Here is a 25,482-nt window from a genome sequence, read left to right as displayed (position 1 = left end):
AGGGCCTCATCTGAGTGTATGTGCTGCAAGCCTACTGGCTAGAGTCGGTCGACGTAAGTCTAATACAGAATGCGAAACCGTCTGCGGATTTCAGTGTCCTGTTCTTCGGTCAGGTATTGCGGATGATGTCGTGCCAGGATGTCCTTTGCGTGCCGGCGGGCAACCGTCCACGCATCGGCGGCCCCTTCGGTTTGCCATGTTCGGGGTTCGTTCCGGTCAGCCAGCGCTGGATAGAAGTAGTCCCGTTCCATCGCAGCATAGGTGTGGGCGCTTCCCAGAAAATGACCGTCGCCCAATACCGCATGACAAATGGCGTCGAATCCCAGGTTTTCGTCGGTCACTTCGATGCCGCGCAAAGCGCGATAGGTGTGAGAGTGCATTTCGTCGTCAAGGACGAACCCTTCGAAACTGACGCCCAGCAACGAAGCGGTCATGCCCGAGCTTTCGTAGATCAGATTGCCCCCGGCCAGCGCTGCAGCCAGCGAGGTCATTCCTTTCTCGGCCCCGTACTGTGCGTCGACAGCTTTCGCATCAGTCATCGAGGCGGCCACACCCGAAGGCAGCCCCAGCGCGTTGGTGATCTGCGCCGACGCCGCGTTCAGGATGGCGGTCTCACCGCTGCCGCCTGCGAAAGAACCGGTGCGCAAATCGACGATGAAAGGCCAGTTGGAAAACACCATCGGAAAGCCGGGTTTGATCGCATTGACCATAACAAGGCTGGCCAGTGTCTCGGCCAAAGATTGCGCCAGAAACCCGGCAAGTGTTGCAGGGGCGGTGGCGCCTGCCTGTGCAGCGGTAATGCAGGACATCGGGATATTATGGGCGATACATTCATAGACAACGTCCACCGCATCTTCGCCATAACGCAGTGGTGAAATCACCGGACTTATGTGGGCTTTCAGAAACGGCCGCTTAGCGAACTCACCCGGCCCGCCTGCAACGATGTCGAGCATTTCGACGATCGGGGCCACATGTTCGGCAAGGGTAAACGACGTGGCAATCGGTTTGGTGGTATTGCGAACCAGAGCGTAAACTGTGTTCACGTCCAGATCGAAAACATCTGGCAGATCAGTCGCGACACAGCAGCGCGTAAACCAGCTGACATTGGCCAGCGTATCCTGAAGCCGCGTGAAATCATGCAGATCGGCCAGCGTGGATGGGCGATAGTGGCCGCTCTCCAGATCCAGCGTCTGCACCGCCGCACCGCCGGTGCCAAAGAACACACGATTTCCGCCCACTTCGATCGAGCGCGCTTCGTCCCGGCCATGAAAGGAGAAAGTCTTGGCAGCGGACCCAATAGCGTCTTCAACCAAGTTTCGAGGAAATAGCAGCCGCCCTTGCTGTCCGGTTTGTGCACCGGCTGACCGCAGGTCGTTGGCCAGCCTGTCCGGGACTTCGCCCATGCCCAGAGTTTCCAGAAGCCTTAAGGCGGTATTGTATATTTGTTTGACTTCGGACTGTGTCAAAGGTTGAAAGCGACCACCGGCTTGCCCGGGGGGGCACGGATCTATGGCGGGCTCTGCTGCGCGTTGCGCAAGACGCGCATTTCGACCGCTTCTTTTACTGCCCTTTGACAACGCCCAATCCTTTTCATGTCAGAATTCCCGGAACCGTAAAGGGCGATGCGGGGTCTCTGCAAAAGGGAAATGCGCCTTTCAGAATCCTCAATCGTAGTTTCGATTTTTCAGCACAAGCCATTCGTAAGCTGTTGCGAAGACCCGTTTTCAGCAAAACCTATTGGGGTTCAGAGGAGCAAAGCCAATGAAGTCGCGGACAAAAGTAGTGGTAATTGGTGGCGGGATCGCAGGGTGCTCAACTCTGTATCACCTGACGCAAGAAGGATGGGCAGATGTCGTCCTGGTCGAACGAAACGAGTTGACCTCTGGTACCACCTGGCATTCAGCCGCGCAGGTGACGAATTTTGGAACAAACCAGACCATGGTTGGACTGAAATCCCATTCGATCAAACTGTACCAAAACCTGTCTGCGAATCCCGACTATCCCATCAATTACCACCATGGTGACGGCGGAATCAGGTTGGCGAACACCCAAGCACAAATGCAGGGATACCGTCATTTCGCTTCGATGGCCCGGGGGATGGATGTCCATTTCGAGGTTATTGATGCCGAAGAATGCGCTCGGCGGCACCCTCTGATCTCGACCGAAAACCTAATTGGCGGGCTGTGGGATCCTTTGGACGGGGATATTGATCCGGCTCAGCTGTGTCAGGCGTTGGCCCGGGCTGCACGTTTGGCCGGGGCCGAAGTGTACCGGAATACCCCGGTTGTCGGGTTGATCCAGCACAAGGATGACACCTGGACGGTACAGACCGAACACGGTGATATCGACTGTGACATCGTGGTGAATGCCTGCGGATATCGTGTGAACGAAGTGGGCGCCTTGATGGGAGTGCACCACCCCGTGGCCTCGATGGAGCATCAGTATTTTCTGACGGAAGAAATTCCTGCAATCCGCGATGCCGGCCACCGAATGCCTTTGCTGCGATGTCCGATCAGCGATTTCTACTGTCGACAAGAAAAGAACGGCCTCTTGCTGGGGTTCTATGAACAGGACTGCAAGACCTGGGGCATGGACGGGATCGATCCAAATTTTGTAAATGCGCTTTGCCCGGACGATCTGGACCGCGTGTCGGACGTACTGGAAGGCGCTTTTGCTCGGATGCCTGCGCTGTTAGAGGCCGGGATTCACACGGTCGTCAACGGGCCGATAACCTATACGATTGATGGTGCACCACTTGTCGGGCCGATCCCGGGCAAGCGCAACGCCTTCTGTATTATCGGCCTGCGGGCTGGATTGGGTGAGGGCGGTGGCCATGGTTGGCTGTTGGCCCAGCAGATTGTGCATGGAGAGGCGTGTTATGACACCTGGTGTCTGGACCCGCGCAGGTTCACCGACCATGCGAATGTCGAACTGACGGCACTGAAGGCGATTGAGGATTATCAAAACGAATTTCGCTTTCATCTCCCGCATGAACACCGCCCCGCGGGGAGGCCTGCTAAGACCACTGCTTTGACCCCGGTTCTGGCGGCCGAGGGCGCCGAATTCACTGTCGTCAATGGATGGGAAAGGGTGGATTACATCAAGCCTGACCCCAGCTTTGAACCGACCCTCAGTTTCGATTTTGACGAAACCTATGATCTGGTCGGGGCCGAGGTGGCAAATGTTCAGTCCAATGTCGGGTTGTCCGAGGTGAATGGTTTCAACCGTATCGAGATTACCGGCGCGGATCGGCATGCCTTTCTGGATCGTCTGTTTTGCGGTGCTGTCACGCGCCGCGACGGCAGGGTTGGGCTGGGCTATCTTTTGAACCATCACGGGATGGTCAAAGCCGAAGCGACTGTGGCGAACCTGCCCGCCAGCGATCGCGGCCCTGCCCGGGTCTGGTATGGCTCGGCGGCGGCAAGTGAATTCCACGATATGGATTGGCTAAAGCATAACCGCTACCCTGATGAAGACGTGCATTTACGCAGTCTGACCAACGACTACACCATTCTGATCCTTGCCGGCCCGAAATCACGTGATGTGCTGGCGTCCAGCGCGCGCGGTGATTGGTCCCCGGCAGTTTTTCCATGGCTGAGCGTCAGGGAGTGCTTTGTTGGCTTCGCTCCGGCAACGGTGATGGCGGTAAGTTTTTCTGGCGAACTTGCATATGAAATCCATGTTCCCAACCCTTCGCTTTATAGCGCATATCTGGCGCTGCGGCGGGCTGGAGAGCGCTTCGGCCTCAAGTTGTTTGGCGCTCGGGCGATCGACTCCATGCGGATGGAAAAAACGTTCCTGCACTGGAAGGCTGATTTGATCACCGAGTTTGATCCTTTTGAAACAGGTCTGAGTCGGTTTGTGAGGTTGGAAAAGGGCGACTTCATCGGGCGCGATGCCCTGCTGAACCGTGATGCTGATGGGCCGCGGAGAAAACTCGTGCCGCTCCGGTTGGAAAGCGAACAGGGATCTGCCCATGCCGGGGCTTCGCTGATGCTGGGTGACACGGTTGTCGGGACAATCACCTCGGGCGAGTGGGGGCACCGCACCGGCTTCAATCTTGCCCATGGATTTGTCGATCCGCAACTTGCAGAAATCGGGTGCAAGATAGAGTTGGATCACTGTGGAATACGGGTCAACGCAACGGTGATCGCACCTTCGCCCTATGACCCGGACCATAGCAGGCTCCGGGCTTGACGCAGAACGGTTTGCAAGTTCCTCATTGCAATGAGGGGCGTTCTTTGTTTCGCTAGTTTTGATGTAATCGAAACAACGGACTGTAAATGTGCCAAAGTCGCTAAGCCTCCGCTGGCTGGAAGTTTTTCAGTTGGTCGCAAAGTCAGGATCGATCCAACAGGTCGCATCGGAAACCGGTTTGTCTATCAGCACAGTTTCCAATCACCTACGAAGCCTTGAGACCGCATTGGGCATTGATTTGGTGGATCACGGGCGTCGTCCAATGGGTCTGACACCTGCCGGTGAAGTCTATGCGCGCCATGTCCGCGATGGGCTGATCGTTTTGAAAAAGGCCGAGGCGGAGATCCGGTCGGGTAACTGGCGCCATGCGACGGATTTGAGGCTGGCACTGATTGATGATTTCGACAATCAAATCTCGCCAGACTTGTTTCGGTTTCTTGCGCATGCTTTGCCGCGCTGCAGTTTTCGGCATTTCACACGCCCCAGCCATGAGATCATTGCCAAGTTACAGGAACACAAGCTGGATGCAGGGGTGGCGACCCGACCGTTCGAACGGACCGAGGGCCTGATCGAATACCCGTTGATGCGCGACCCTTTTATCGTTGTTTTGCCCGGAGCGTTCAGTGGCATGCCCGAGGAGATGTTTTCATCAAACGCAGAACTGCCGTTGCTGCGCTATTCGCGTGATTACGTGATCGGCAAGCAAATTGAGATACAGCTCAGGCGAGGTAAATTTGATCTGCCCAACAGGTTCGAACTGGAATGCAATCAGTCGATCATAGGATTGGTCGCTGAAGGCACCGGTTGGACCATCACCACGGCCGCAAGTTTTCATAGGGCCCACAGATTTCACGACCAAGTTCGGGTGGTGCCATTTCCCGGCCGAAACTTTGTAAGAACAGTGTCTTTATTCACGACCGACGTATACCCCGAGACCACTTCGAAGCTAATCCAGAGAGCGATGGGAAAGCTTATTCGTCAACATTTTACCGACCCGATGTGCGCAAGTCACGCCTGGTTGAAAGGTGAGTTTCGCACCATGGAGAACGAGGCCGCCTGAAGTCAGCCGGGGCGCCCCAGCGATTGGCGTTCGACCAAATTGGTTCGCAACTGTACATTGCAACTTTCGGTGGGCTTTTCGATCAATCCAACCAGTTCCAGCGCAGCCCGTCGACCCATTTCCCGATGTGGGACATGCACGGTCGTCAAGCCTGGATCGGTGATCTGCGCCAGTTCGATATCGTCGAACCCTGTGACGGAGACGTCCTGAGGAACTCTAAGCCCCATCTCCTTGGCCCGGCGCGACGCACCGATAGCCAGAACATCGTTCCCGCACAGCACCGCTGTTGGTCGATCTTGCCGAGACATCAGACGGGAAAACGCCTCTGCCCCGTTTTCGATTTCATATGGCGTTTCTACGATCGTCAGCCGGTCATTTGGGATGTTGTTGCGGCGCATTGCTTCTTGCACCCCTTCGATCCTCAGTCGGGCACGGTCGTTTCCGGTGCTGACACCAGAAATCATACCCAGGGTTCGGTGACCCAGCTTGATCACTTGATTTGCCAGTTCAGCCATGGCCGCACGGTTGTCAAATCCGACCGAAGGGACTGGTGCGTCTGCCTGAAACGACCACGCTATCAGAACCGGAATCCTGCGCTTTGCGAGATAGTCATAGATCCGCGAGTCTCGATCATGCCCGATCAGCAGCAACCCATCCGCCCCCCGTGCGACCAGGTTGCGTATCTGCTCTTCTTCGATCTCAGGCTGATAGGCCGAACTAGAGACAAGCAGGGTATAGCCATGCTGGCGCAGCTCTTCCTGAAAGGCCTGAAGTCCACGCGCAAAGATCGCGTTTTCCATGGTGGGAATGATGGCGCCGATGGTGTGCGATCGTCTGGCAGCCATAACACGTGCGGCAAAATTTGGCGTGTATCCCAAAGCGTCAACGGCAGACTGAACCCGATCACGCGTAGCCTGCACCACCAGGCTCGGAGAATTGAGGCAACGTGAAACCGTGGCGGTCGATACGCCCGCGAGTTTCGCAACATCCTCCAGGGTCGGTGCAGTTTTTGCCTTTGGCATTGTCAAACCTGAAATTTGATTTTGCAAATATGTGTAAGCTCTGCGCCGTTCAGGTGAAAGCGAAATGTAACCGCTTACAGAGATTGATTGCTTTGTCGCAGGCAAACCGATGCTGGCTTGGCTCAGGAAAATACCAACCCGTCGCGATTTTGTGGGTGGTTATTCAGAATATAGAAACTTCAAGTATAAAATATTTTTACTTGAAGGGATGAGCCACCTGGTCTAGCGTTTCAGGTAAAGCTGCGAATGGGGGGAAGGTAACGATGCGTGTTGCATGTCTCGGCGGCGGGCCGGCTGGCCTCTATTTCGGGATTTCAATGAAGCTCCGCGATCCGGATGCCGAAGTTGTTGTTATCGAGCGAAACCGCCCGGATGACACATTTGGCTGGGGCGTCGTGTTGTCTGATGAGACGCTGGATAACCTTGCCGCCAATGACGCAGCCAGCGCGGCGGTGATACGTAAACACTTTGCCTATTGGGATGACGTAGCACTTGTGCATAAAGGTCAGCGCACCGTGTCCAGTGGCCACGGATTTTGCGGGATCGGACGCAAGCAACTGCTGCTCATTTTGCAAGACCGAGCGCGCGAGCTTGGTGTCGAGATGCGCTTTGAGACCGAGGCGGCATCAGCCTCGGACTATATGATGAACTACGACATCGTTGTGGCTTCGGACGGGCTGAACTCCAAGTCACGGGCCGAGTTCGCAGATGTTTTTCGACCCGATATAGACCAACGACGGTGTCAGTTCGTCTGGCTGGGAACGCATCAGAAGTTTGACGACGCCTTCACCTTTATTTTTGAGGAAACGCCAAAGGGCTGGGTCTGGGCACATGCCTATCAGTTCGACCGGGATACGGCGACTTTCATCGTGGAATGCTCGCAACAGACCTTCGATGCTTTTGGGTTCGGTGAGATGACCAAGCAAGAGTCCATCGCTTTGTGCGAAGACATTTTCAAAGATCATTTGGGCGGCCATCCCTTGATGAGCAATGCCAGTCATATCCGCGGCTCGGCCTGGCTGCGGTTTCCTAGGGTCTTGTGCGAAAAATGGAGTTACAAAAACCTGGTATTGCTGGGAGATGCCGCAGCGACCGCACATTTTTCCATTGGCTCGGGAACAAAGCTAGCACTGGAAAGCGCTATAGCGCTGGCTGACTTCCTCCATAAAGAAGATACGCTTGAAGCGGCTTTCGCACGGTATGAGGACGAGCGTCGTCTTGAAGTGTTGCGCCTGCAATCGGCAGCGCGGAACTCGGTCGAATGGTTCGAGAATGTCGAACGTTACCTCGATCAGGATTCGGTTCAGTTGAATTACGCGATGCTGACACGGTCTCAGCGGATCAGCCACGAGAACCTGCGCCAACGCGATGCCAACTGGCTGGGGCATGCCGAGGCATGGTTCATGCAACAGTCTGGGGGCGCGGTTGATGGTATGGTCCGGCCCCCGATGTTTGCGCCATTTCGCCTGCGGGGGATGCAGTTGAAGAACCGGATCGTGGTGTCACCCATGGCACAGTACAAGGCGGTTGATGGGTGCCCGGTTGACTGGCACCTGATCCATTACGGTGAAAGGGCCAAAGGTGGCGCCGGGCTGGTATACACCGAAATGACCTGTGTCAGCGCCGAAGGCCGGATCACCCCAGGATGCCCGGGGCTTTATGAGCCCGAACACGAGGCCGCATGGGCTCGACTCACCGAATTTGTCCATGCGGAAACCGACGCCAAAATATGCTGTCAAATCGGCCATTCGGGCCGCAAAGGTTCAACCTGCATCGGGTGGGAAGGAATGGACCAGCCGCTGAAGGAAGGAAACTGGCCTTTGGTATCAGCTTCGGCGATCCCTTGGTCCGACGGTAACGCTGTGCCCAGCGCGATGGATCGTGCAGATATGGATAGGGTCACGTCCCAATTTGTAACCGCAACCCGGATGGCAGACCGTGCTGGGTTTGACATGATCGAACTGCATGCGGCGCATGGCTACCTCATCTCGTCCTTTATCTCTCCTTTGTCGAACACGCGCGACGACATGTATGGGGGCAGTCTTGAAAACCGTATGCGTTATCCGCTTGAAGTTTTTTCAGCTATGCGGTCGATCTGGCCCAAAGATAAGCCGATGGCGGTGCGCATTTCTGCCAATGACTGGGTCGGACCTACTGGCGTGACGCCGCAACAAGCTGTGGATATAGCGGCGATGTTCGATGCGGCGGGTGCAGATATAGTGGATGTTTCCGCCGGGCAGACTTCGACCGATGCTAACCCGGTTTACGGCCGTATGTTCCAGACCCCTTTCGCGGACCGCATTAGAAACGAATGCGGCATCAGTACTATGGCGGTGGGGAACATCTATGAAGCCGATCACGTAAATTCGATTCTCATGGCCGGTCGTGCGGATCTGGTGTGCCTTGCCCGGCCTCATCTGGACGATCCGTACTGGACCTTGCACGCGGCTACGGCGTTGGGGGACCGGCAGGAAACTTGGCCCCGCCCCTATGAGGCTGGACGGGATCAGGCCTGGCGCCTGGCAGATCGCATGGCGGAAACGGCGGGTGAAGTATGAAACATGTCGTCATAACTGGCGGCGGCACCGGTGTTGGTGCGGCTATAGCCCAAGATTTCGCGAATGGCGGAGCAGCCGTTACCATTTTGGGCCGTACAGAGGCCAAGCTGCAGCAGCAAGCCTTGCCGTATGTCCTTTGTGATGTGACCGATGACAAGCAAGTCCGAGCTGCTATTGAAACAGCACGGGCAGAACGCGGCCCGATTTCGATAGCGATTGCGAATGCCGGCGCGGCCCATTCGCTTCCGTTTCATCGGATGACAGCCGATGATCTGCGGACCCTGACGGATGTGAATCTGGTGGGTGTTTTCAATCTTTGGCAGGCGGTTTTGCCTGACATGCAAGCCGCTGGAACGGGCCGTCTGATTGCCATCGCGTCCACCGCCGGATTGAAGGGCTATCCTTATGTTTCCGGCTATTGTGCGACAAAACATGCGGTGGTCGGGCTGACGCGGTCTCTGGCGGTCGAACTTGCGGCGACAGGCATCACCGTCAATGCGGTTTGCCCGGGGTTTGTGGAAACGCCGATGCTGGATCGCTCGATTGCGAACATCGTCGAGAAGACGGGAATGAGCGCGGAAAATGCGGTGAAAAGCCTGAAAAAGATAAACCCACAGGGTCGTTTCATCCAGGTCGAAGACGTAGCAGGTGCCGTGAGGTGGTTGTCCTCGGATGCGGCAAATTCAGTCAATGGCCACGCGCTTAGCCTGTCCGGAGGCGAGATATGAACCCAAACCCGCTTCAAGCACCATTGGAAGATCCATCCAAAGAGAGGTTGCGGTTATGGCTGCGGCTGCTCAAGACCACGCGTGGCATCGAGGCGGCACTAAGAGAGAACCTCAGAGTAGAGTTTGACACGACACTGCCGCGTTTTGACGTGATGGCAGCCCTGTCGCGGTTCGAAGATGGGCTGAAGATGAGCGAAATCTCGGGTGCGCTGCGCGTTTCGAACGGGAATGTGACCGGAATCGTGGATCGGCTGGCTGATGACGGCCTGCTAGTGCGCGTACCTGTGCCTGGGGATCGTCGTGCCCATCGCGTACGCATGACACAAAAAGGATGCGAGGAATTCGCACGTCAGGCCGCGGCGCATGAGGCGTGGATATCCGAAATGCTTGGTCAGTTTTCCGCCGAGGACGCCCGCACTCTGACAACCGAACTCACTATTTCGGAGGAAATCGATGGCCAGTGACGTCAAACATTTTCGCTGCGAAATCCGGAACCGAGTTGCAACGATTGCACTGAACCGACCAGAGCGTAAGAACCCTTTGACCTTCGACAGCTATGCCGAACTACGTGATTGGTTCAGGGATCTGGTCTATTCAGAAGAGGTAGATGCAGTGGTGTTCGCCTCAAATGGTGGCAATTTCAGCTCGGGCGGCGATGTGCACGATATCATCGGTCCGCTAACGCGCATGAAGATGAAGGACCTGTTGCTCTTCACGCGAATGACCGGAGATCTCGTCAAGGCGATTGTGAATTGTGGCAAGCCGGTGATTGCTGCGGTGGACGGTATTTGCGTGGGGGCCGGGGCCATCATCGCTATGGCTGCGGATTTGCGTATCGCCACCCCGCAGGCCAAATGTGCATTCCTGTTCACGCGGGTGGGGCTGGCAGGGTGCGATATGGGGGCCTGCGCCATCCTGCCTCGTATCATCGGGCAGGGGCGTACGGCCGAACTGCTCTATACCGGACGCAGCATGACCGCTGATGAGGGGCTTTCCTGGGGGTTCTACAATGCGGTGGTTGATCCATCCGAGCTTGACGCTACCACGCAATCTCTGGCTGACCGTATCGTGGCTGGCCCCAATTTTGCGCATATGATGACCAAGACCATGCTGGCGCAGGAGTGGTCTATGTCGATCGAACAGGCAATCGAAGCAGAGGCGCAGGCCCAGGCGATCTGTATGCAAACCGGAGATTTTGAACGCGCCTACAAGGCCTTTGTTGCAAAAGACAAACCAGTATTCGAGGGCGATTGATGGCAGATCAGAGCTTTCTTTCGTGGCCATTCTTTGACCCTCATCACCGGGGCTGGGCGGATCGGGTGCAAGAGGTTGCTCGGGGACTGACTATTGACCATGGCGACCCGGACCAGGCTTGTCGCGATCTGGTCCGCCAGCTGGGCGACGCTGGGCTGCTGCAGCCTACTTCGGACGAAAGCGGCCATTTGGATGTCAGGACGCTGTGCCTCAGCCGTGAAACACTTGCTCGCCATGATGGGTTGGCCGATTTCGCCTTTGCAATGCAGGGGCTTGGAACCGGAGCGATCTCGTTGTTCGGCTCAAAAGGCCAAAAGGCGCATTGGCTGCCGCAAACGCGCTCTGGTCAGGCTATCGCGGCCTTTGCATTGACTGAACCTCAATCGGGGTCGGATGTGGCAAATTCGACAATGACGGCTATCCGTGATGGCAACGACTTTGTCCTGAATGGTGAAAAGACATGGATATCGAACGGGGGTATCGCAGCTGTCTACACCCTGTTCGCCCGTACTGGCGAGGCACCCGGGGCCAAAGGGTTATCAGCTTTTATCATCACTCCTGATCTGAAGGGTTTCGAAGTAGTCGGGCGCCTGGACACAATCGCGCCACACCCATTGGCGACTTTGCGTTTCAATGATGTGCGTGTGCCGGCTAGCGCGATGATCGGTCAAGCTGGCGCAGGATTTCGTATTGCAATGTCTGTGCTGGACCTGTTCCGCCCGACGGTGGCCGCCGCTGCGCTGGGATTTGCACGACGCGCGCTGGATGAGGCGCTGACACGGGTATCAGAACGGCAGGTGCAAGGCGCCCCGTTGTTTGATTTGCAGATGGTGCAGGGGCACATCGCCGAGATGGCATTAGATGTCGATGCTTCGGCGCTTTTGATCTATCGGGCAGCGTGGGCCAAGGACAGCGGAGCGGCGCGCATTACACGTGAGGCGGCGATGGCCAAGCTGTTTGCTACCGATCAGGCGCAGTTGATTATCGACAAGGCGGTTCAGTTGTTTGGTGGCGATGGGGTGCGTTCTGGGATGGCGGTTGAATCTCTGTACCGAGAAATCCGTGCCTTGCGCATCTACGAGGGCGCCTCGGACGTTCAAAAAGTAATCATTGCACGTCAGACGATGGCCGCGCACATGGAGGGAAGGTGATGCTTGGACCGTCTGCACATACCGACACGTTCAGCCGCGATAACCTGCCCCCCCAGGATCAGTGGCCCGACTTCCTGTTGGCGGGTTTTGCATATTCCGATCATGTGAATGCAGCATATGAGCTGACCGATGCCATGGTTGCCAAGGGCTTTGGTGATCATACCGCTTTGATCGGCAATGGTCGGCAACGAACATATAAAGAGCTCAGCGACTGGACCAACAGGCTGGCACATGTATTGGTCGATGACTTGGGGGTCGAGCCGGGAAACCGGGTGCTGATCCGATCGGCTAACAATCCGGCAATGGTTGCGTGCTGGCTTGCCGCAACCAAGGTGGGTGCGGTCGTCGTCAATACTATGCCGATGTTGCGCGCTGCAGAACTGACGAAAACTGTCGATAAGGCGGAAATCCAGTTTGCATTATGTGATACCCGGCTGATCGACGAAATGCAGTCCTGCGCCAGTGATAGCCGGTTCCTGCAGCGGGTCGTCGGGTTCGACGGAACTTCAAACCACGATGCCGAGCTTGATCGTCTAGCACTTGAAAAGCCGGTACAGTTCGATTGCGTTAAAACCGGGCGCGACGACGTGGCCTTGTTGGGTTTCACCTCCGGCTCGACAGGTGAGCCCAAGGCCACCATGCATTTTCACAGAGATATTCTGATCATTGCCGACAGCTATGCGCGTGAGGTGTTGCAGGTCGTTCCAGAGGACGTTTTTGTTGGTTCTCCACCTTTGGCCTTCACATTCGGGTTGGGTGGTTTGGCGGTGTTTCCGTTGCGGTTCGGCGCGACTGCAACCCTGTTAGAACAAGCCTCGCCTGCGGGCATGATCGAGATAATCGAAAAATACAAAGCGACTGTCTGTTTCACTGCGCCAACCGCCTATCGGGTCATGCTGCAGGCGATGGATGACGGTGTTGATCTGTCTAGTCTGCGTGCGGCTGTGTCGGCGGGCGAGACCTTACCGCAGCCAATCTATGACGAGTGGATTTCCAAGACAGGCAAACCAATGCTCGACGGGATCGGCGCGACCGAGATGTTGCACATTTTTGTTTCAAACCGGTTTGACGATCACCGCCCAGCCAGTACCGGCAGGCCGGTTACCGGATATGAGGCCAAAGTACTAAACCCAGACGGTACTGAAGCTGCAGTTGGGGTTATCGGACGCCTAGCTGTTCGTGGTCCGACAGGGTGCCGGTATCTGAATGATAAGCGGCAGGCGGGTTATGTAACAGATGGGTGGAATATCACTGGTGACAGCTTTTATCGGGACGCAGAGGGGTATTTTCATTTTTCTGCGCGCAATGACGACATGATTATCTCGGCCGGATACAACATAGCCGGACCCGAAGTCGAAGCCGCACTTCTGGCGCATGAGGTCGTTGCGGAATGCGCGGTGATCGGCGTCCCAGATGCTGAAAGGGGTCATATTGTCCAAGCACATATTGTTCTGGCTTCAGGCACGGCTGATGACGCTATGCGCGAAGCCCTTCAGGCTCATGTGAAATCTATGATTGCTCCGTATAAATACCCGCGCTCGATCCGGTTCTGCGATGGTTTGCCCAAAACCGCGACCGGAAAAATCCAGCGTTTCCGCCTGAAATCATGATCAATGTATGTAGAATATAGCGGGAAGAAAGAATGTAAGAAAAAGACCGAATTGCCAAAGGCATAGACCGAACGTTGAGAATAATGACATAAATCGCGTTCATAGGGCCAACGAAGGGAGAAGACGATGAAGAGACTATTGGCGGCTGCAGCGATCACCGCGCTGTGCGCGACGGGTGTTACAGCGGAAGTTAAGGTGGGGATGATCACAACGCTTTCAGGCGGCGGGGCCGGTTTGGGCATCGACGTACGGGATGGGTTCATGCTTGCGATTGCTCAATCGGGGCGGGATGATATCGAGGTGGTGATCGAAGACGACCAGCGCAAACCGGATATCGCGGTACAGCTGTCAGACAAGATGATCCAATCCGAACGTGTAGATGTGATGACCGGTATCATCTGGTCAAACCTGGCGATGGCGGTTGTGCCAGCAGCCGTGAACCAGGACGTTTTCTATCTGTCACCCAATGCGGGCCCGTCACCTCTGGCGGGGAAGGGCTGTCACCAGAACTATTTCAACGTCGCCTGGCAGAACGACAACCTGCACGAGGCCGCGGGCGCATACGCCAATGGTGCGGGTTACAAGAGCAGCTTCATACTTGCTCCGAATTACCCGGCGGGTGTCGACGCGCTGACTGGCTATAAACGCTTTTTCGAAGGTGATCTGGCCGGTGAGATCTATACCGAGCTTGGCCAGACCGATTATGCAGCTGAAATCGCGCAAATCCGCGCAAGCGATGCGGATAGCGTCTTTTTCTTCCTGCCCGGCGGGATGGGGATTTCGTTTCTGAAGCAATATGCCGACAGCGGGATCGATCTTCCAGTTGTTGGCCCAGCCTTCAGCTTTGATCAGGGCATTCTGCAGGCGGTAGGCGATGCAGCTCTGGGCGTGGTGAACACTTCGCAGTGGAACAAGGATATCGACAACCCGACCAACGCTGCTTTTGTTGAAAGCTTTCAGGCAGAATACGGACGTCTGCCCTCGCTTTACGCCAGTCAGGGATTCGATACCGCCAACCTGTTGCTTGCCGCGCTTAACAAGGCTGACCCGTCAGATGCGGATGCCTTCCGCGAAGCGCTGAGGGCGGCGGACTTCAACAGCACACGAGGGGATTTCAGCTTTGGCCCGAACCATCATCCGGTTCAGACCATCTATGCGCGCGAAGTGATCAAAGAAGGTGATGTATTTACCAATAAGATCCTTGGCGTAGCTCTTGAAAACCACTCTGATGCCTACGCCGCCGAGTGCAAAATGTAACTGAATTTCTGCCTGCCCCTAAAAGTGGGGCGGGCAGATCACCGGAGTTTCCATGTCCTCGATCCTGATTATCGAGCAGATCCTGAACGGGCTGCAGTTCGGCGTCATGTTGTTTTTGATGGCTGCTGGCCTGACGCTGATCTTCGGGGTGATGGGCCTGATCAACCTGGCCCATGGCTCTTTGTACATGGTGGGTGCATTTGCCGCTGCAGCAGTTGCAGGGGCGACCGGGTCATTTCTGCTTGCTCTGATTGCTGCTCTGGCTGCGGCCGCACTGGCAGGGGTGATCGTAGAAATGCTCGTTATCCGGCGGCTTTATCAGGCACCACATTTGGATCAGGTTCTGGCCACCTTTGCACTGATCCTGATCTTTTCCGAAGGGACAAGGTGGGTCTTTGGGTCTTTCCCATTGTTCTTGGATATTCCAGCGGCACTTTCGGGTCCGATCACGCTGCAGGGCGGGATCGAATATCCCCTCTATCGCCTAACCCTGATCGGGATTGGTCTTGCTGTTGCAGTGGGTTTGTGGGCCCTGATCGAACGCACGCGTTTGGGTGTGCAGATACGGGCCGGTAAGAACGACCGGGAAATGATTGCCGCACTGGGCGTCGACATCTCGAAACTTTACACGTTGGTCTTTGCATTAGGTGCGGCGCTGGCGGGGCTTGCCGGTGCTTTGGTTGGGGCAATTCAGTCGGTACAGGTGGGCATGGGTGAACCTGTTCTGATCCTGGCCTTCGTGGTTATCGTAATCGGTGGCATAGGCTCGGTTCGGGGGGCGTTCATCGGGGCGCTGTTGGTTGGGCTGACCGACACGCTGGGCGGGGTTTTTCTGCCCGAACTGTTCAAACTGTTCATGGAACCGGGAGCGGCTCAGAAAAGCGGCTCGGCTCTGGCATCAATGGGAATCTATGTCCTGATGGGACTGGTCCTGATCTGGCGCCCAACAGGTCTGTTCGGAGCCCGCGCATGAGAATGAATGAAAGATACATCAATGGCCTGATGATCGCCGGCCTGCTGGCGCTGCCCCTTTGGGCGCTGGCCGCGGACCAGCCCTTCACAATCACGCTTGTGACGCGGGCGGTGATCTTGGCGCTTGCAGCGGTTGGTCTGAATATCATCCTGGGAATTGGGGGGTTGGTCAGCTTTGGCCATGCTGTTTTCTTCGGGATCGGCGGTTATGCGATGGGCATTCTGACCTATCACGCGCAGACCTACACTGCACTGGATTTGGGCTTGATTTCTATCGAAGGCAGTAAATCCATGCCCGTGATCTGGATAGTTGCGATGCTTACTTCGGGCATTGCTGCCTTTTTCGTCGGTCTTCTGTCCCTAAGAACGTCAGGCGTTTATTTCATCATGATTACGCTGGCCTTCGGACAGATGTTTTACTATTTCGCGATTTCTTGGGCGCAATACGGGGGCGAAGACGGATTATCCATCTATGTTCGCAACGGTTTTCCCGGCCTCAACACATTGGATCCGATCCAGTTTTACGGCATCTGTTTCGCGCTGCTATGTCTCGTCCTGGTCCTGTTTGCACGGATGCAAGCCGCGCCATTCGGGCTAGCTCTTAATGCGACGCGGCAATCTACGGCGCGGGTCGAGACCGTGGGATTGAACCCCATGCGGCTGAAACTTCTGGCCTTTGTTCTGTCCGGTGCTGTCACTGGTCTGGCCGGGGCGCTGTTTGCCGATCTCAACCGGTTCGTTTCGCCGTCTATGTTCAGTTGGCAGCTTTCGGGCGAATTGATTGTGCTGATAATCATCGGAGGTGTCGGACGCCTGATGGGTCCGGTAATTGGGGCTTGCGTGTTTGTCGCGCTCGAGCATTTTCTGGGTGAACTAACCGATTTCTGGCATGTATATTTGGGTATTGTTCTGCTGTGCATCGTTCTGTTTGGTCGCGGTGGCCTGATTGGGCTGCTAACCGGGAAAGAGGGGGCACATGTCTGATCCCGTCCTTGCCACCGAGAGTCTGAACAAAAGCTTTGGTGCGTTAAAGGCTACGGATAACGTCTCGATTGATCTCAGGCGAGGAGAGATCCACGCCATCATTGGTCCGAATGGAGCGGGAAAATCCACGTTGATCCAGCAGATTTGCGGAGGTTTGCAACCGGATTCGGGGCGTGTTTTGCTGTGCGGACAGGATGTGTCGGACCTGGGCACGCAAAAGCGGGCAAGGGCAGGGATGGGGCGGACGTTCCAAATATCTGAACTGTGCATGGAAGATACGGTTCTGGAAAATGTCGTGTTGAGCGCCATGGGGGCGGAAAACCTCGTATGGCGGTTCTGGAAACCTGCCTTGAAACGGTCAGAGCTGCTCGAAAGGGCCGAGGCTGCGCTGGAAAGGGTGGGCCTGGGCGATGAACGCGAAACGCGTTGCGCAAATCTCAGCCATGGTCAACGCCGCCAGCTTGAAGTCGCCGTGGCTTTGACTTTGTCACCTCGGGTCTTTGTCATGGATGAACCGATGGCCGGGCTTGGCGCTGGAGGGTCCAAGCGGTTGACCGGGTTTCTTGACGGTCTGCGGGAAGAGGCGCCCATCTTGCTTGTTGAACATGATATGGACGCCGTTTTTGCGCTGGCTGATCGGATCAGCGTATTGGTCTATGGCAAGGTGATTGCAACCGGGACGGCAGATGAAATCCGCGCAAGCCGTGAGGTGCGCGATGCCTATCTGGGGGATGAGGCATGACTTTGTTGCGGGTAGAAAACCTGACCGCGACATACGGCGTCAGTCAGGCTTTATTTGGTGTCGATCTTTCTCTGGCGCAGGGCGAGGTTACAGCCCTTATGGGGCGCAATGGGATGGGCAAGACCACGACTGTCAAAGCCATTTGCCGGATGATCCGGTCCGAGGGCACCCTGTCGCTGAACAATCAGAATCTGCACGCTTTGCCCAGCTATAAGGTCGCGCGTCTTGGTGTCGGGCTGGTACCCGAGGGGCGCCGGTGCTTTGCCGACCTGACGGTGCGCGAGAATCTGATCGCCGCTGCCAGACCCGGTGACTGGACATTGCAGAAGGTGGCTGAACTGTTCCCACGGCTAGAGGAACGTCAGGGCCAAAGGGCAGCCTCACTATCCGGCGGAGAACAACAGATGCTGGCTATTGGGCGCGCCCTGATGACAAATCCCCAGCTCTTGATCCTCGATGAAGCAACCGAAGGGCTGGCTCCGATCGTGCGACAGGAAATCTGGTCGGTCTTGCATCGCCTGAAACAGGAAACCAATGTTTCGATCCTGTTGATCGACAAGTCTCTGAAAGAGTTGGCGCTGGTGTCTGACCGCGCGGTCATTCTTGAGCGCGGTAAAACAGTCTGGTCTGGCGCGATGGTGGATCTCGGTCATGACATCACAGAAAAATATGTGGGGGTCTGATGACTTTTGAATTCCACCAAAAGGTTCTGTTCAAACATTGCGACCCGGCGGGGATTGTCTTTTTCCCGCGCTATTTCGAGATGATCAATGATTGCGTTGAGACCTATTTCGATCAAGTGCTATGCAAACCGTTTGAAGAGATTCATCCTGTTGGCGCAGTGCCTACCGCACAGATACAAACCCGATTTTCAGCGCCCAGCCGTCACGGTGACCATTTGATATTCCGGATGAAGATCACAAAGATCGGACGCAGTTCAGCCGAATACTCGGTCGTAGCCAGTTGTGCGCAAGAGGAGCGACTGACAAGCGTAGCAACGCTTGTTCATGTAGATTCAAAGGGCGGTCCAACGGCCTGGCCCGCAGACATCCGTAAAAAACTCGAGGCATTCAGGGACGACGCGCTATGAGCCACAAGACAATTCACCCCGACGGCTGGTTGCCTGCCAAAGGATATGCCAATGGCGTTTTGACCAAAGATGGAACGTTACATATCGGCGGGCAAATAGGATGGGACGCGAATAAGAAATTTGTCAGCGGCGGGTTCATCGGACAGATGAAACAGGCGCTGCAGAATATCGTTGATATTGTCGAGGCCGCTGGTGGCTCGGCCCGCGATGTGACCCGCCTGACCTGGTTCGTAACTGACAAACGCGAATATCTGTCTCTGCAAGCCGAAGTTGGGGCGGCCTATCGTGAGGTTTTCGGCAGGCATTTTCCTGCGATGTCAATGATCATCGTGGCGGGTTTGGTCGAAGACGAGGCCTTGTTGGAAATTGAAGCGACAGCACATTTATCCTGAAGGCAAGCGACATTGAAACCGACCCAGCGGAATGAATATGAGCGATTTTCACCATAGGAGGTGAGAATTCTGCCAAACCTCTTTTCTGAAATCACAGGGCCGCCGAAGCGGGTTGCAGCGGCCTGAACCGCGCTGGATTTTTTACTCGTACCAGAGTTAAAAGGCCAACGTGCAGGGCGTAACCAAGTCATTTGGGCGACCGATTGAATGGTGAAGGGAGACAAAGACAAACTTCCGCCGCTATTTCGTCAGATCAATCACAAATTCATATTTCAAACAGATCCTCAACAAAACATGAGGGTCGACGCAGTGAATAGAGTCACAAGGCATCTAAGTCTCGAAAGACGGCGGTTGTCGCTGATTGCGGCTCTGGCTTTTGCCTCAGGTTTCACTCTTTACTCACATATAGAGGCAACGCGTTTCGGATTGCCCGTCCCGGTTGTTATCGGCCTGATCTATATGGCTGTCATTGTATGCGCGACGGCTCTATCCACCTATTTCCTTCCAGGCTTGCGCCGCGTCACGGATACGGTGGCGATGACGCGTCTGGCATTTGCTCTTTGGGTGGCCGGAACCCAAAGCCATGAGATCGCAGCCTCGCCCACAATCAGCGCCGCCGTTGTGGTAGGGGGCGCGATCTTCGTGTTGCAAACGGGTTCAGTGGTTCAAAAGCTGGCTGGTAATCAACCGGATTTCGGCTTTGTCCCTTACATCGTTGGAAACACGCGCTTGTTTCTGGACTGGTTGGATAACGCAGGCGAATATCAGGGTGCCCGGGTCCAGCCTGTATTTGCCGGAAAGACGCCTCGAACGGTGGTCTGATGGCAAAACTCAGGTTTATTTGGTCAGCGTTGCACAGGCCGTCTGGGCCCATCTAAGGGCCAGAGGCGAAAGATGCGGCCCGACCTGTCTGAGAACCTTGGCATGATAGTCATTGATCCAGTCAATTTCTGACTGGTTCAGCATATCTGGCATCAACATATCCGTCTGGATCGGGATCCAGGTCATGTTCGAGAACTCCAGAAATCCGTCATCTGCCTCGACAATTTCGAACAGGTTTTCGATGCGAATGCCGAACCTGCCGGCCTCGTAATATCCCGGCTCGATCGACATAACCATGCCAGGCATCAGGTCGACCGGGTTGTAAGGTTTGCCAATGCGCTGCGGATGTTCATGGACAGACAACCGGTGGCCAATTCCATGACCCGTACCGTGGTCATAATCCAATCCCAGATCCCACAGCGGGCGGCGACAGATTGCATCAATGTGATGGCCCTGTGTGCCTGCAGGAAAGCGCAGCGTGGCCAGAGCGTGAAAGGCCTTGAACACTGCGGTATAGGCTCGGTCATATCCATCAGGCCGCTGAGGCCCGAACGAAAAGCTGCGCGTGGCATCCGTTGTGCCGGTGTCGTACTGCCCCCCGGAATCCAGCAGGTATGTGCCCCGCGGTTGGATCGGAACGGTATTGTCGGCCTCGGTCGCGTAATGGCACATCGCGGCATTGCCATCGGCGGCCGAGATTGTGTTGAAGCTTTCGTGGATGAACCCATCCTGAGCGCGGCGGAAGGCCAATACCCGCTGTTCTGCTTTACGCTCGGTCACCGGTTCAGCCTGTTTCTGTACCTGAGCCGCCAGCCAGGCGCAGAATTCGGTCCAGGCGATCCCGTCCCGGATATGGCAAGCGCGCAACCCTTCCAGTTCCGTTGTATTCTTGCGGGCTTTGGTTTTGCTTAACAATCCGTTGACCGGCACGCCCTTCGCTCCGATACGCTCCAGCACTTGTTTGACCGCCGTCGGCGAAAAATCGGGGTCGAAAATCACAGCCTGGCCGGGCGCTGTGAGATCACTGAGTGTAGACAGAAAACCATCCGGCGCCTGAACCGAAACATTTTCCGGCATGTGGTCAGTGACATCGGCATCCAGTTTTTGGTCAGACACGAACCAGTGCACTTGGCCCGAGCTTTGCAACAGAAGGAAAGAGTTGGGAACAGGGTTGAAAGCCACGTCTGAGCCACGCACATTAAGCAGCCAGGCGATGTTGTCGGGCTGAGTTTCCACCAGCAAGCCGGCCTCTCGGCGTGTTAGCTCAGTGGCCAGATCCGAGATCTTTTCACCCGCCGCCCGGCCCGAAAACTGAAGTGGAAATGGCTCGATCTGTCCTTGGGGGGCAGCGGGTTGGTCGGTCCAGATTGCATCGACCGGATTTGAAGCTGTCGCTACCATCGCGGCACCGCTGCCTTCCAGCCCGTGCTCAAATCGGTCAAACCAGACCGGCGGTAGGTGCATAGAGTCAAAGCCGATTTTCCATCCTTTCTGTGCAACGGCGGCCAGCCAGTATTCGGGCGGCTCGTTAAACAGATGATGGTGCGAGAAAACAGCCTCGGCACACTGGTTTGCAGCCTGCACCACATAGCGGCCATCGACAAATAAAGCGACAGTTTCTGGTGTGACGATGGCCATGCCTGCCGAGCCGCTGAAGCCAGTTACAAAGGCGAGGCGTTCATCATGAGGGGCAACATATTCGCCCTGATGTGCGTCGTAGCGGGGCACGATAAAGGCATCCAGACCTTGTGCTTTAAGCTCTGCGCGCAAGGCCGAAACAATCGCGGATCGGTCGGTTCCGGGGGCATCAAGCATCGGCATTTATCTCTTCAACATGGTGACAGGCGACCTCGCCACGATTTTCAAAAGGCAGCAGGGCAGGCACTTTGGCTTTGCATATGTTGCTGGCGTGAGGGCACCGGACATGGAATGGGCACCCTGAGGGCATGTTCAGCGGTGAAGGCAGCTCTCCCTCAAGCCGCTTGACGGTGCCCCGGTTGTCGGGGTTCAGCGAAGGCGCGGCTGAAAGCAGAGCTTGGCTGTAAGGGTGGGAGGGGGCGGAAAACAAGGTTTCGCTGTCGCCGATTTCAACGATCCGCCCAAGGTAGATTACCGCGACCCGGTTTGAAACATGACGGACAAGCCGCAGGTCATGGGCCACAAACAGGATTGTCAGATCAAGTTCCCGCTGCAGGTCCAGCAACAGGTTTACCACCTGCGCCTGAACCGAAACATCTAGTGCCGAGACCAGTTCGTCCGCAATCAGAACTTCGGGTTCGACCGCCAATGCGCGCGCAATGGCGATCCGCTGACGCTGACCTCCGGAGAATTCGTGCGGCAGCTTGTCTTGCGCGTCCTTCGGAAGGCGGACCAGATCAAGCAACTCGGCCACACGGTCGGGAATTTCTGCTTCTGGGCGCATGTTGTGAACGCTCAGGGCTTCGGCCAGAATTTGCCCTGTCGTCATCCGGGGATTGAGCGATGAATAGGGGTCCTGGAACATCATCTGAACCCGGCGGTTATAGGTGCGGTCAGCTTTGATTTCGCCGTCGAATATGTCCTGACCTTCAAAGTGGATTGAACCGTCGCTGGGCTTATGAAGGCGCACGATACACCGGGCTAGTGTGGACTTTCCACACCCGGACTCTCCGACGACGCCCAAAGTTTCGCCGCGGGTCAAATCTAGGCTGACACCATTCAGCGCCCGTACTTCGCGACCAGGACGCCGCGTAATGACATCGCCGATGCTGCGGCCCATTGGGAACCGCAGATGCAGGTCGCGGATTTGCATCAGGGCAGTCATGCGGCGTTCCCTTGGGTTTTGGTTATCGGGTTGAAACAGGCGACCCGTCTTTGATCGGTGATCAGGGTCATCGCTGGGCGCTCTTGCGTGCAGGCGTCTATGCATGCGGCACAGCGCGGTGCAAACGCGCATCCGGCAGGCAGGGCATCCAGTGCGGGCGGCACTCCGGGAACAGAATATAGCGGCGTGCGAGGAGCGATGTTTTCGGGCACAGACCGCATCAGACCCACAGTGTAGGGGTGATGCGGTGCCCGCAGCACATCGCGGACCGGCCCTTGTTCGACGATCCGTCCCGCATACATAACGGCCACGTTGTCGCAAGTCTGGGCAACCACGCCAAGATCATGGGTGACCAGCACAACCCCCATATCCATATCCTGCGCCAGTCGCAGGATCAGATCGAGGATCTGGGCCTGAATGGTCACGTCCAGAGCTGTGGTGGGTTCATCCGCCAGCAACAGTTTGGGTTCTGCGGCAAGCGCTATTGCGATCATGACCCGCTGGCGCATTCCGCCGGAAAATTGGTGAGGATAATCCTTCAAGCGTTGCGCTGCCGAGGGGATGCCGACAAGGTCCAGCATTTCGATTGCCCGATCCAAGCGCTCGGCGCGGGGCAGGTCGGTATGGGCACGCAGGGTCTCTTCCAGTTGCAGTCCGACAGTCAGCAGAGGGTTCAGCGAAGTCATCGGTTCCTGAAAAATCATCGCGATTTCGCGACCCTGAAACCGACGAAGAGCCCTGTCTGACATGGATGTCAGATCGCGTCCATTCCAGCGCATCTGGCCGGTCACGTCGCCATAGCGGCGCGCCAGCCCCATGATCGAGCGCAACGTGACGCTCTTGCCCGACCCGCTTTCGCCGACCAGCCCCAAAACCTCACCCCGGTTCACGCCGAAACTGACATCGCGCAGCGCAGGCAACGCGCGACCGTTCTTGTGAAAGGTTGTGCATAGCCCGGTTACTTCTAGTAGTTTCGTTTGGTCCTGCATCGCTATCCCCGCGGTCTCAGCAGATCGGCAAGCCCATCGCCCAAAAGCGAAAAGCCAAGGCCGGTCAAAACGATGGCGATGCCGGGCATCAGGCTCAGCCACCAGGCGGTCGAGATAAAGTTGCGCCCTTCGGCGATCAGCACACCCCATTCGGCTTGCGGTGGTTGCGCCCCCAACCCCAGATAGCCAAGGGATGACCCCAGCAAGATCACCAGCGCCATGTCAGTCATCCAATAGACAATAACCGGTGTTATCGCGTTTGGCAGCAAGTGGCGGAAGATGATGCGGCTGTCGGAATATCCCATCACCACCCCGGCCGAGGCATAGTCATTCCCCATTTGAGCGATTACCTCGGCCCGCATCAGGCGCGCATAATAGACCCAGTAAACAACTGAAATCGCGATATACATGTTGATCAGGCCTGGCCCTAGAACCGCAACCACGGCAATGACAAGAACCAGGAAAGGAAAGGTGATTACAGCGTCAACGATGCGGCCAAAGATCATGTCCGCGATGCCGCGATAGTACCCGACCAGCGCGCCAACCGTTATACCGGTGACCAATGCGAATACAGTCCCGAAAATTGCCATCTGCATGTTGACCTGATAGGCCCAGATGACGCGGGATAGGCTGTCGCGCCCTAACAGATCTGTGCCGAACGGATGTGCCCAGGATGGTGGTTGGCGCAGGGCCTGATAGTCGATTGCGCTTGGGTCATAGGGCGCGAATACGCCGGGAAACAGGGCAAGCAGCACTGAAAACCCGATGATGATGCACCCGGCCACGAACCCAGGCTTGCGCAAGGCCCGCTGCATGAAGGTGGGGCGCTGCGAGGTGCTGTTGAATGTCGCGTCACTCATTGCAGGCGCATCCTTGGGTCAAGGCGACTCTGAAACAGGTCGGTCATTAGGAAAACCACGGAAACTAGAACAGCAAATGTCAGGGTCAGCCCCTGAATCAGGGGGTAGTCGCGGGCAAAGATAGCCTCGAGCATCAGGCGCCCCATTCCGGGCACGGCGAATACGGTTTCGGTGACCAATGTCCCGCTCATCAGATTGCCGATGGACAGGCCCAGCAGGGTTACCGTGGAAATCAGCGCATTGCGCAGGACGTGGCGACCCAGAACCAAACGAGGCGGCAGGCCTTTGGCACGCGCGAACTGGACATATTCGGCGTCCAGAACCTCGATAATCGCGCTGCGCAGGTTCCGCATGATGATGGCCGAGGTGTAAAGCGCTACGGTCACTGAAGGCAGGAACAGGTGATAGAGCCGCTCGGTAAAGGTGTCGCCATATCCTCCGACCGGAAACAGGCGCAGCTGTGCTGCCAGAAAGGTCAACAGAACGAGGCCAATATAGAACACCGGCATCGACAGCCCGATCTGAAAGACGGTGCGGATCACCGCATCAGGCCAGCGGCCCCGGTTGAGCGCAGCAACAAAGGCCAGCGGACCGGCAATCAGCAGCGACAAAACCACCGAATACACGGTCAGGAAGACAGTGATAGGAAGACGGTCAGAAATCACATTGATCACATCCGAGCGCATCAGGATAGACCGACCCAGATCGCCCTGCACGGTATTGGTAAGGAACAGCCAGAATTGCACCAGCATAGGTTCGGTCAACCCAAGCCGTTCACGGATGGCCTGGATGTCGGCGTCCGAGGCACGATCACCGGCCATCGCAATGGCAGGGTCCCCCGGTAGCAATCGAACAAGAAGAAAAATAATGATCATGACCAGAAAAAAGGTCGGGATCATCATCAGGAGTCGTTTGAAGATATAGGACAGGCTGGACAAAGCGAGCTCCGCAAATTTGTCCCGCCGCCTGAAAGCGGCGGGACCAGGGGTCT

At 56.3% G+C, this 25,482-nt stretch carries 23 protein-coding genes; 16 read left to right on the top strand and 7 right to left on the bottom strand.

The genetic code is table 11. The features are described from left to right. Nucleotides 1-59: 59 nt before the first annotated feature. Entirely contained in the window at nt 60-1,577 is a 1,518-nt protein-coding gene (locus tag AC2FH9_RS04215) for a trimethylamine methyltransferase family protein (protein ID WP_496870909.1), read from the bottom strand. Nucleotides 1,578-1,761: 184 nt separating this feature from the next. Here AC2FH9_RS04215 and AC2FH9_RS04210 point away from each other — a divergent pair, with 184 nt between their 5' ends. Both AC2FH9_RS04210 and AC2FH9_RS04205 read left to right on the top strand, forming a co-directional pair. Continuing rightward, nucleotides 1,762-4,197 carry a GcvT family protein gene (locus AC2FH9_RS04210; protein WP_496870907.1) on the top strand — a complete coding sequence of 812 codons (2,436 nt, stop codon included), beginning with the start codon at nt 1,762-1,764 and terminating at the stop codon, nt 4,195-4,197. An 88-nt stretch (nt 4,198-4,285) separates the two neighbouring features. Next, nucleotides 4,286-5,257 carry a LysR family transcriptional regulator gene (locus AC2FH9_RS04205; protein ID WP_271949993.1) on the top strand — a complete coding sequence of 324 codons (972 nt, stop codon included), beginning with the start codon at nt 4,286-4,288 and terminating at the stop codon, nt 5,255-5,257. A 2-nt stretch (nt 5,258-5,259) separates the two neighbouring features. Here the strand turns inward: AC2FH9_RS04205 and AC2FH9_RS04200 are convergent, their stop codons facing one another. Then, complete coding sequence (locus AC2FH9_RS04200; protein WP_142637781.1) at nt 5,260-6,279, bottom strand: LacI family DNA-binding transcriptional regulator; 1,020 nt, start codon at nt 6,277-6,279, stop codon at nt 5,260-5,262. 263 nt (nt 6,280-6,542) lie between these two features. Between AC2FH9_RS04200 and AC2FH9_RS04195 the strand changes: the two genes are divergently transcribed. The 14 genes from AC2FH9_RS04195 (at nt 6,543) to AC2FH9_RS04130 (ending at nt 19,839) form a co-directional block, all read left to right on the top strand. Continuing rightward, nucleotides 6,543-8,837, top strand: coding sequence for a bifunctional salicylyl-CoA 5-hydroxylase/oxidoreductase (locus AC2FH9_RS04195; protein ID WP_496749288.1), 2,295 nt, complete (start codon nt 6,543-6,545; stop codon nt 8,835-8,837). After that, entirely contained in the window at nt 8,834-9,565 is a 732-nt protein-coding gene (locus AC2FH9_RS04190) for an SDR family NAD(P)-dependent oxidoreductase (protein WP_496749287.1), read from the top strand. The genes AC2FH9_RS04195 and AC2FH9_RS04190 overlap by 4 nt, the downstream gene beginning before the upstream one ends. Then, nucleotides 9,562-10,029, top strand: a complete 468-nt coding sequence (locus tag AC2FH9_RS04185; RefSeq protein ID WP_496870904.1) for a MarR family winged helix-turn-helix transcriptional regulator — start codon at nt 9,562-9,564, stop codon at nt 10,027-10,029. Before AC2FH9_RS04190 ends, AC2FH9_RS04185 begins: the two co-directional genes overlap by 4 nt. Beyond that, entirely contained in the window at nt 10,019-10,819 is an 801-nt protein-coding gene (locus AC2FH9_RS04180; RefSeq protein ID WP_496694017.1) for an enoyl-CoA hydratase family protein, read from the top strand. The genes AC2FH9_RS04185 and AC2FH9_RS04180 overlap by 11 nt, the downstream gene beginning before the upstream one ends. Continuing rightward, nucleotides 10,819-11,970 (top strand): acyl-CoA dehydrogenase family protein, encoded by a 1,152-nt coding sequence (locus AC2FH9_RS04175; protein WP_496870903.1) that lies wholly within the window; start codon nt 10,819-10,821, stop codon nt 11,968-11,970. Before AC2FH9_RS04180 ends, AC2FH9_RS04175 begins: the two co-directional genes overlap by 1 nt. Further along, nucleotides 11,970-13,580, top strand: coding sequence for an AMP-binding protein (locus AC2FH9_RS04170; RefSeq protein WP_496870901.1), 1,611 nt, complete (start codon nt 11,970-11,972; stop codon nt 13,578-13,580). The genes AC2FH9_RS04175 and AC2FH9_RS04170 overlap by 1 nt, the downstream gene beginning before the upstream one ends. 126 nt (nt 13,581-13,706) lie before the next feature. Then, nucleotides 13,707-14,837, top strand: coding sequence for an ABC transporter substrate-binding protein (locus AC2FH9_RS04165; protein WP_282027718.1), 1,131 nt, complete (start codon nt 13,707-13,709; stop codon nt 14,835-14,837). Between the two features lie 52 nt (nt 14,838-14,889). Then, nucleotides 14,890-15,810, top strand: coding sequence for a branched-chain amino acid ABC transporter permease (locus AC2FH9_RS04160; RefSeq protein ID WP_496749283.1), 921 nt, complete (start codon nt 14,890-14,892; stop codon nt 15,808-15,810). 2 nt (nt 15,811-15,812) lie between these two features. Continuing rightward, nucleotides 15,813-16,793, top strand: a complete 981-nt coding sequence (locus AC2FH9_RS04155) for a branched-chain amino acid ABC transporter permease (protein WP_496871034.1) — start codon at nt 15,813-15,815, stop codon at nt 16,791-16,793. After that, nucleotides 16,786-17,535 carry an ABC transporter ATP-binding protein gene (locus AC2FH9_RS04150; protein ID WP_496678003.1) on the top strand — a complete coding sequence of 250 codons (750 nt, stop codon included), beginning with the start codon at nt 16,786-16,788 and terminating at the stop codon, nt 17,533-17,535. The genes AC2FH9_RS04155 and AC2FH9_RS04150 overlap by 8 nt, the downstream gene beginning before the upstream one ends. Beyond that, complete coding sequence (locus AC2FH9_RS04145) at nt 17,532-18,218, top strand: ABC transporter ATP-binding protein (protein ID WP_496749282.1); 687 nt, start codon at nt 17,532-17,534, stop codon at nt 18,216-18,218. The genes AC2FH9_RS04150 and AC2FH9_RS04145 overlap by 4 nt, the downstream gene beginning before the upstream one ends. Then, nucleotides 18,218-18,625, top strand: a complete 408-nt coding sequence (locus AC2FH9_RS04140) for an acyl-CoA thioesterase (protein WP_142637803.1) — start codon at nt 18,218-18,220, stop codon at nt 18,623-18,625. Before AC2FH9_RS04145 ends, AC2FH9_RS04140 begins: the two co-directional genes overlap by 1 nt. Next, complete coding sequence (locus AC2FH9_RS04135; protein ID WP_142637805.1) at nt 18,622-19,017, top strand: RidA family protein; 396 nt, start codon at nt 18,622-18,624, stop codon at nt 19,015-19,017. Before AC2FH9_RS04140 ends, AC2FH9_RS04135 begins: the two co-directional genes overlap by 4 nt. Before the next feature lie 459 nt (nt 19,018-19,476). Then, nucleotides 19,477-19,839, top strand: coding sequence for a hypothetical protein (locus AC2FH9_RS04130; RefSeq protein ID WP_496870898.1), 363 nt, complete (start codon nt 19,477-19,479; stop codon nt 19,837-19,839). A gap of 15 nt (nt 19,840-19,854) precedes the next feature. Here the strand turns inward: AC2FH9_RS04130 and AC2FH9_RS04125 are convergent, their stop codons facing one another. From AC2FH9_RS04125 to AC2FH9_RS04105, 5 genes are read right to left on the bottom strand one after another with little or no spacing between them, the layout of a single operon-like run. Further along, nucleotides 19,855-21,654 carry an aminopeptidase P family protein gene (locus AC2FH9_RS04125; RefSeq protein WP_496870897.1) on the bottom strand — a complete coding sequence of 600 codons (1,800 nt, stop codon included), beginning with the start codon at nt 21,652-21,654 and terminating at the stop codon, nt 19,855-19,857. After that, nucleotides 21,647-22,642, bottom strand: coding sequence for an ABC transporter ATP-binding protein (locus AC2FH9_RS04120; protein ID WP_496708883.1), 996 nt, complete (start codon nt 22,640-22,642; stop codon nt 21,647-21,649). The genes AC2FH9_RS04125 and AC2FH9_RS04120 overlap by 8 nt, the downstream gene beginning before the upstream one ends. Continuing rightward, the gene (locus AC2FH9_RS04115) at nt 22,639-23,631 is read right to left on the bottom strand and encodes an ABC transporter ATP-binding protein (protein ID WP_496870895.1); all 993 of its coding nucleotides are present in this window, start codon (nt 23,629-23,631) and stop codon (nt 22,639-22,641) included. Before AC2FH9_RS04115 ends, AC2FH9_RS04120 begins: the two co-directional genes overlap by 4 nt. A 2-nt stretch (nt 23,632-23,633) precedes the next feature. Continuing rightward, complete coding sequence (locus AC2FH9_RS04110) at nt 23,634-24,491, bottom strand: ABC transporter permease (RefSeq protein ID WP_496701234.1); 858 nt, start codon at nt 24,489-24,491, stop codon at nt 23,634-23,636. Further along, nucleotides 24,488-25,429 (bottom strand): ABC transporter permease, encoded by a 942-nt coding sequence (locus AC2FH9_RS04105; RefSeq protein WP_142637818.1) that lies wholly within the window; start codon nt 25,427-25,429, stop codon nt 24,488-24,490. Before AC2FH9_RS04105 ends, AC2FH9_RS04110 begins: the two co-directional genes overlap by 4 nt. Nucleotides 25,430-25,482 lie beyond the last annotated feature (53 nt).

The sequence above is a fragment of the Ruegeria sp. CDSC081 genome, from assembly GCF_059610485.1.
The sequence above is the reverse complement of the archived record's forward strand: the minus strand, read 5'-3'. Positions and strand labels throughout refer to the sequence as shown.

Coding starts and splice junctions, on each gene's coding strand:
- AC2FH9_RS04195 (WP_496749288.1), top strand. CDS start 6,543: ATGCGTGTTGCATGTCTCGGCGGCGGGCCGGCTGGCCTCTATTTCGGG.
- AC2FH9_RS04135 (WP_142637805.1), top strand. CDS start 18,622: ATGAGCCACAAGACAATTCACCCCGACGGCTGGTTGCCTGCCAAAGGA.
- AC2FH9_RS04120 (WP_496708883.1), bottom strand. CDS start 22,642: ATGACTGCCCTGATGCAAATCCGCGACCTGCATCTGCGGTTCCCAATG.
- AC2FH9_RS04160 (WP_496749283.1), top strand. CDS start 14,890: ATGTCCTCGATCCTGATTATCGAGCAGATCCTGAACGGGCTGCAGTTC.
- AC2FH9_RS04110 (WP_496701234.1), bottom strand. CDS start 24,491: ATGAGTGACGCGACATTCAACAGCACCTCGCAGCGCCCCACCTTCATG.
- AC2FH9_RS04125 (WP_496870897.1), bottom strand. CDS start 21,654: ATGCTTGATGCCCCCGGAACCGACCGATCCGCGATTGTTTCGGCCTTG.
- AC2FH9_RS04155 (WP_496871034.1), top strand. CDS start 15,813: ATGAATGAAAGATACATCAATGGCCTGATGATCGCCGGCCTGCTGGCG.
- AC2FH9_RS04200 (WP_142637781.1), bottom strand. CDS start 6,279: ATGCCAAAGGCAAAAACTGCACCGACCCTGGAGGATGTTGCGAAACTC.
- AC2FH9_RS04130 (WP_496870898.1), top strand. CDS start 19,477: ATGGCTGTCATTGTATGCGCGACGGCTCTATCCACCTATTTCCTTCCA.
- AC2FH9_RS04145 (WP_496749282.1), top strand. CDS start 17,532: ATGACTTTGTTGCGGGTAGAAAACCTGACCGCGACATACGGCGTCAGT.
- AC2FH9_RS04115 (WP_496870895.1), bottom strand. CDS start 23,631: ATGCAGGACCAAACGAAACTACTAGAAGTAACCGGGCTATGCACAACC.
- AC2FH9_RS04185 (WP_496870904.1), top strand. CDS start 9,562: ATGAACCCAAACCCGCTTCAAGCACCATTGGAAGATCCATCCAAAGAG.
- AC2FH9_RS04175 (WP_496870903.1), top strand. CDS start 10,819: ATGGCAGATCAGAGCTTTCTTTCGTGGCCATTCTTTGACCCTCATCAC.
- AC2FH9_RS04150 (WP_496678003.1), top strand. CDS start 16,786: ATGTCTGATCCCGTCCTTGCCACCGAGAGTCTGAACAAAAGCTTTGGT.
- AC2FH9_RS04190 (WP_496749287.1), top strand. CDS start 8,834: ATGAAACATGTCGTCATAACTGGCGGCGGCACCGGTGTTGGTGCGGCT.
- AC2FH9_RS04170 (WP_496870901.1), top strand. CDS start 11,970: ATGCTTGGACCGTCTGCACATACCGACACGTTCAGCCGCGATAACCTG.
- AC2FH9_RS04165 (WP_282027718.1), top strand. CDS start 13,707: ATGAAGAGACTATTGGCGGCTGCAGCGATCACCGCGCTGTGCGCGACG.
- AC2FH9_RS04180 (WP_496694017.1), top strand. CDS start 10,019: ATGGCCAGTGACGTCAAACATTTTCGCTGCGAAATCCGGAACCGAGTT.
- AC2FH9_RS04140 (WP_142637803.1), top strand. CDS start 18,218: ATGACTTTTGAATTCCACCAAAAGGTTCTGTTCAAACATTGCGACCCG.
- AC2FH9_RS04210 (WP_496870907.1), top strand. CDS start 1,762: ATGAAGTCGCGGACAAAAGTAGTGGTAATTGGTGGCGGGATCGCAGGG.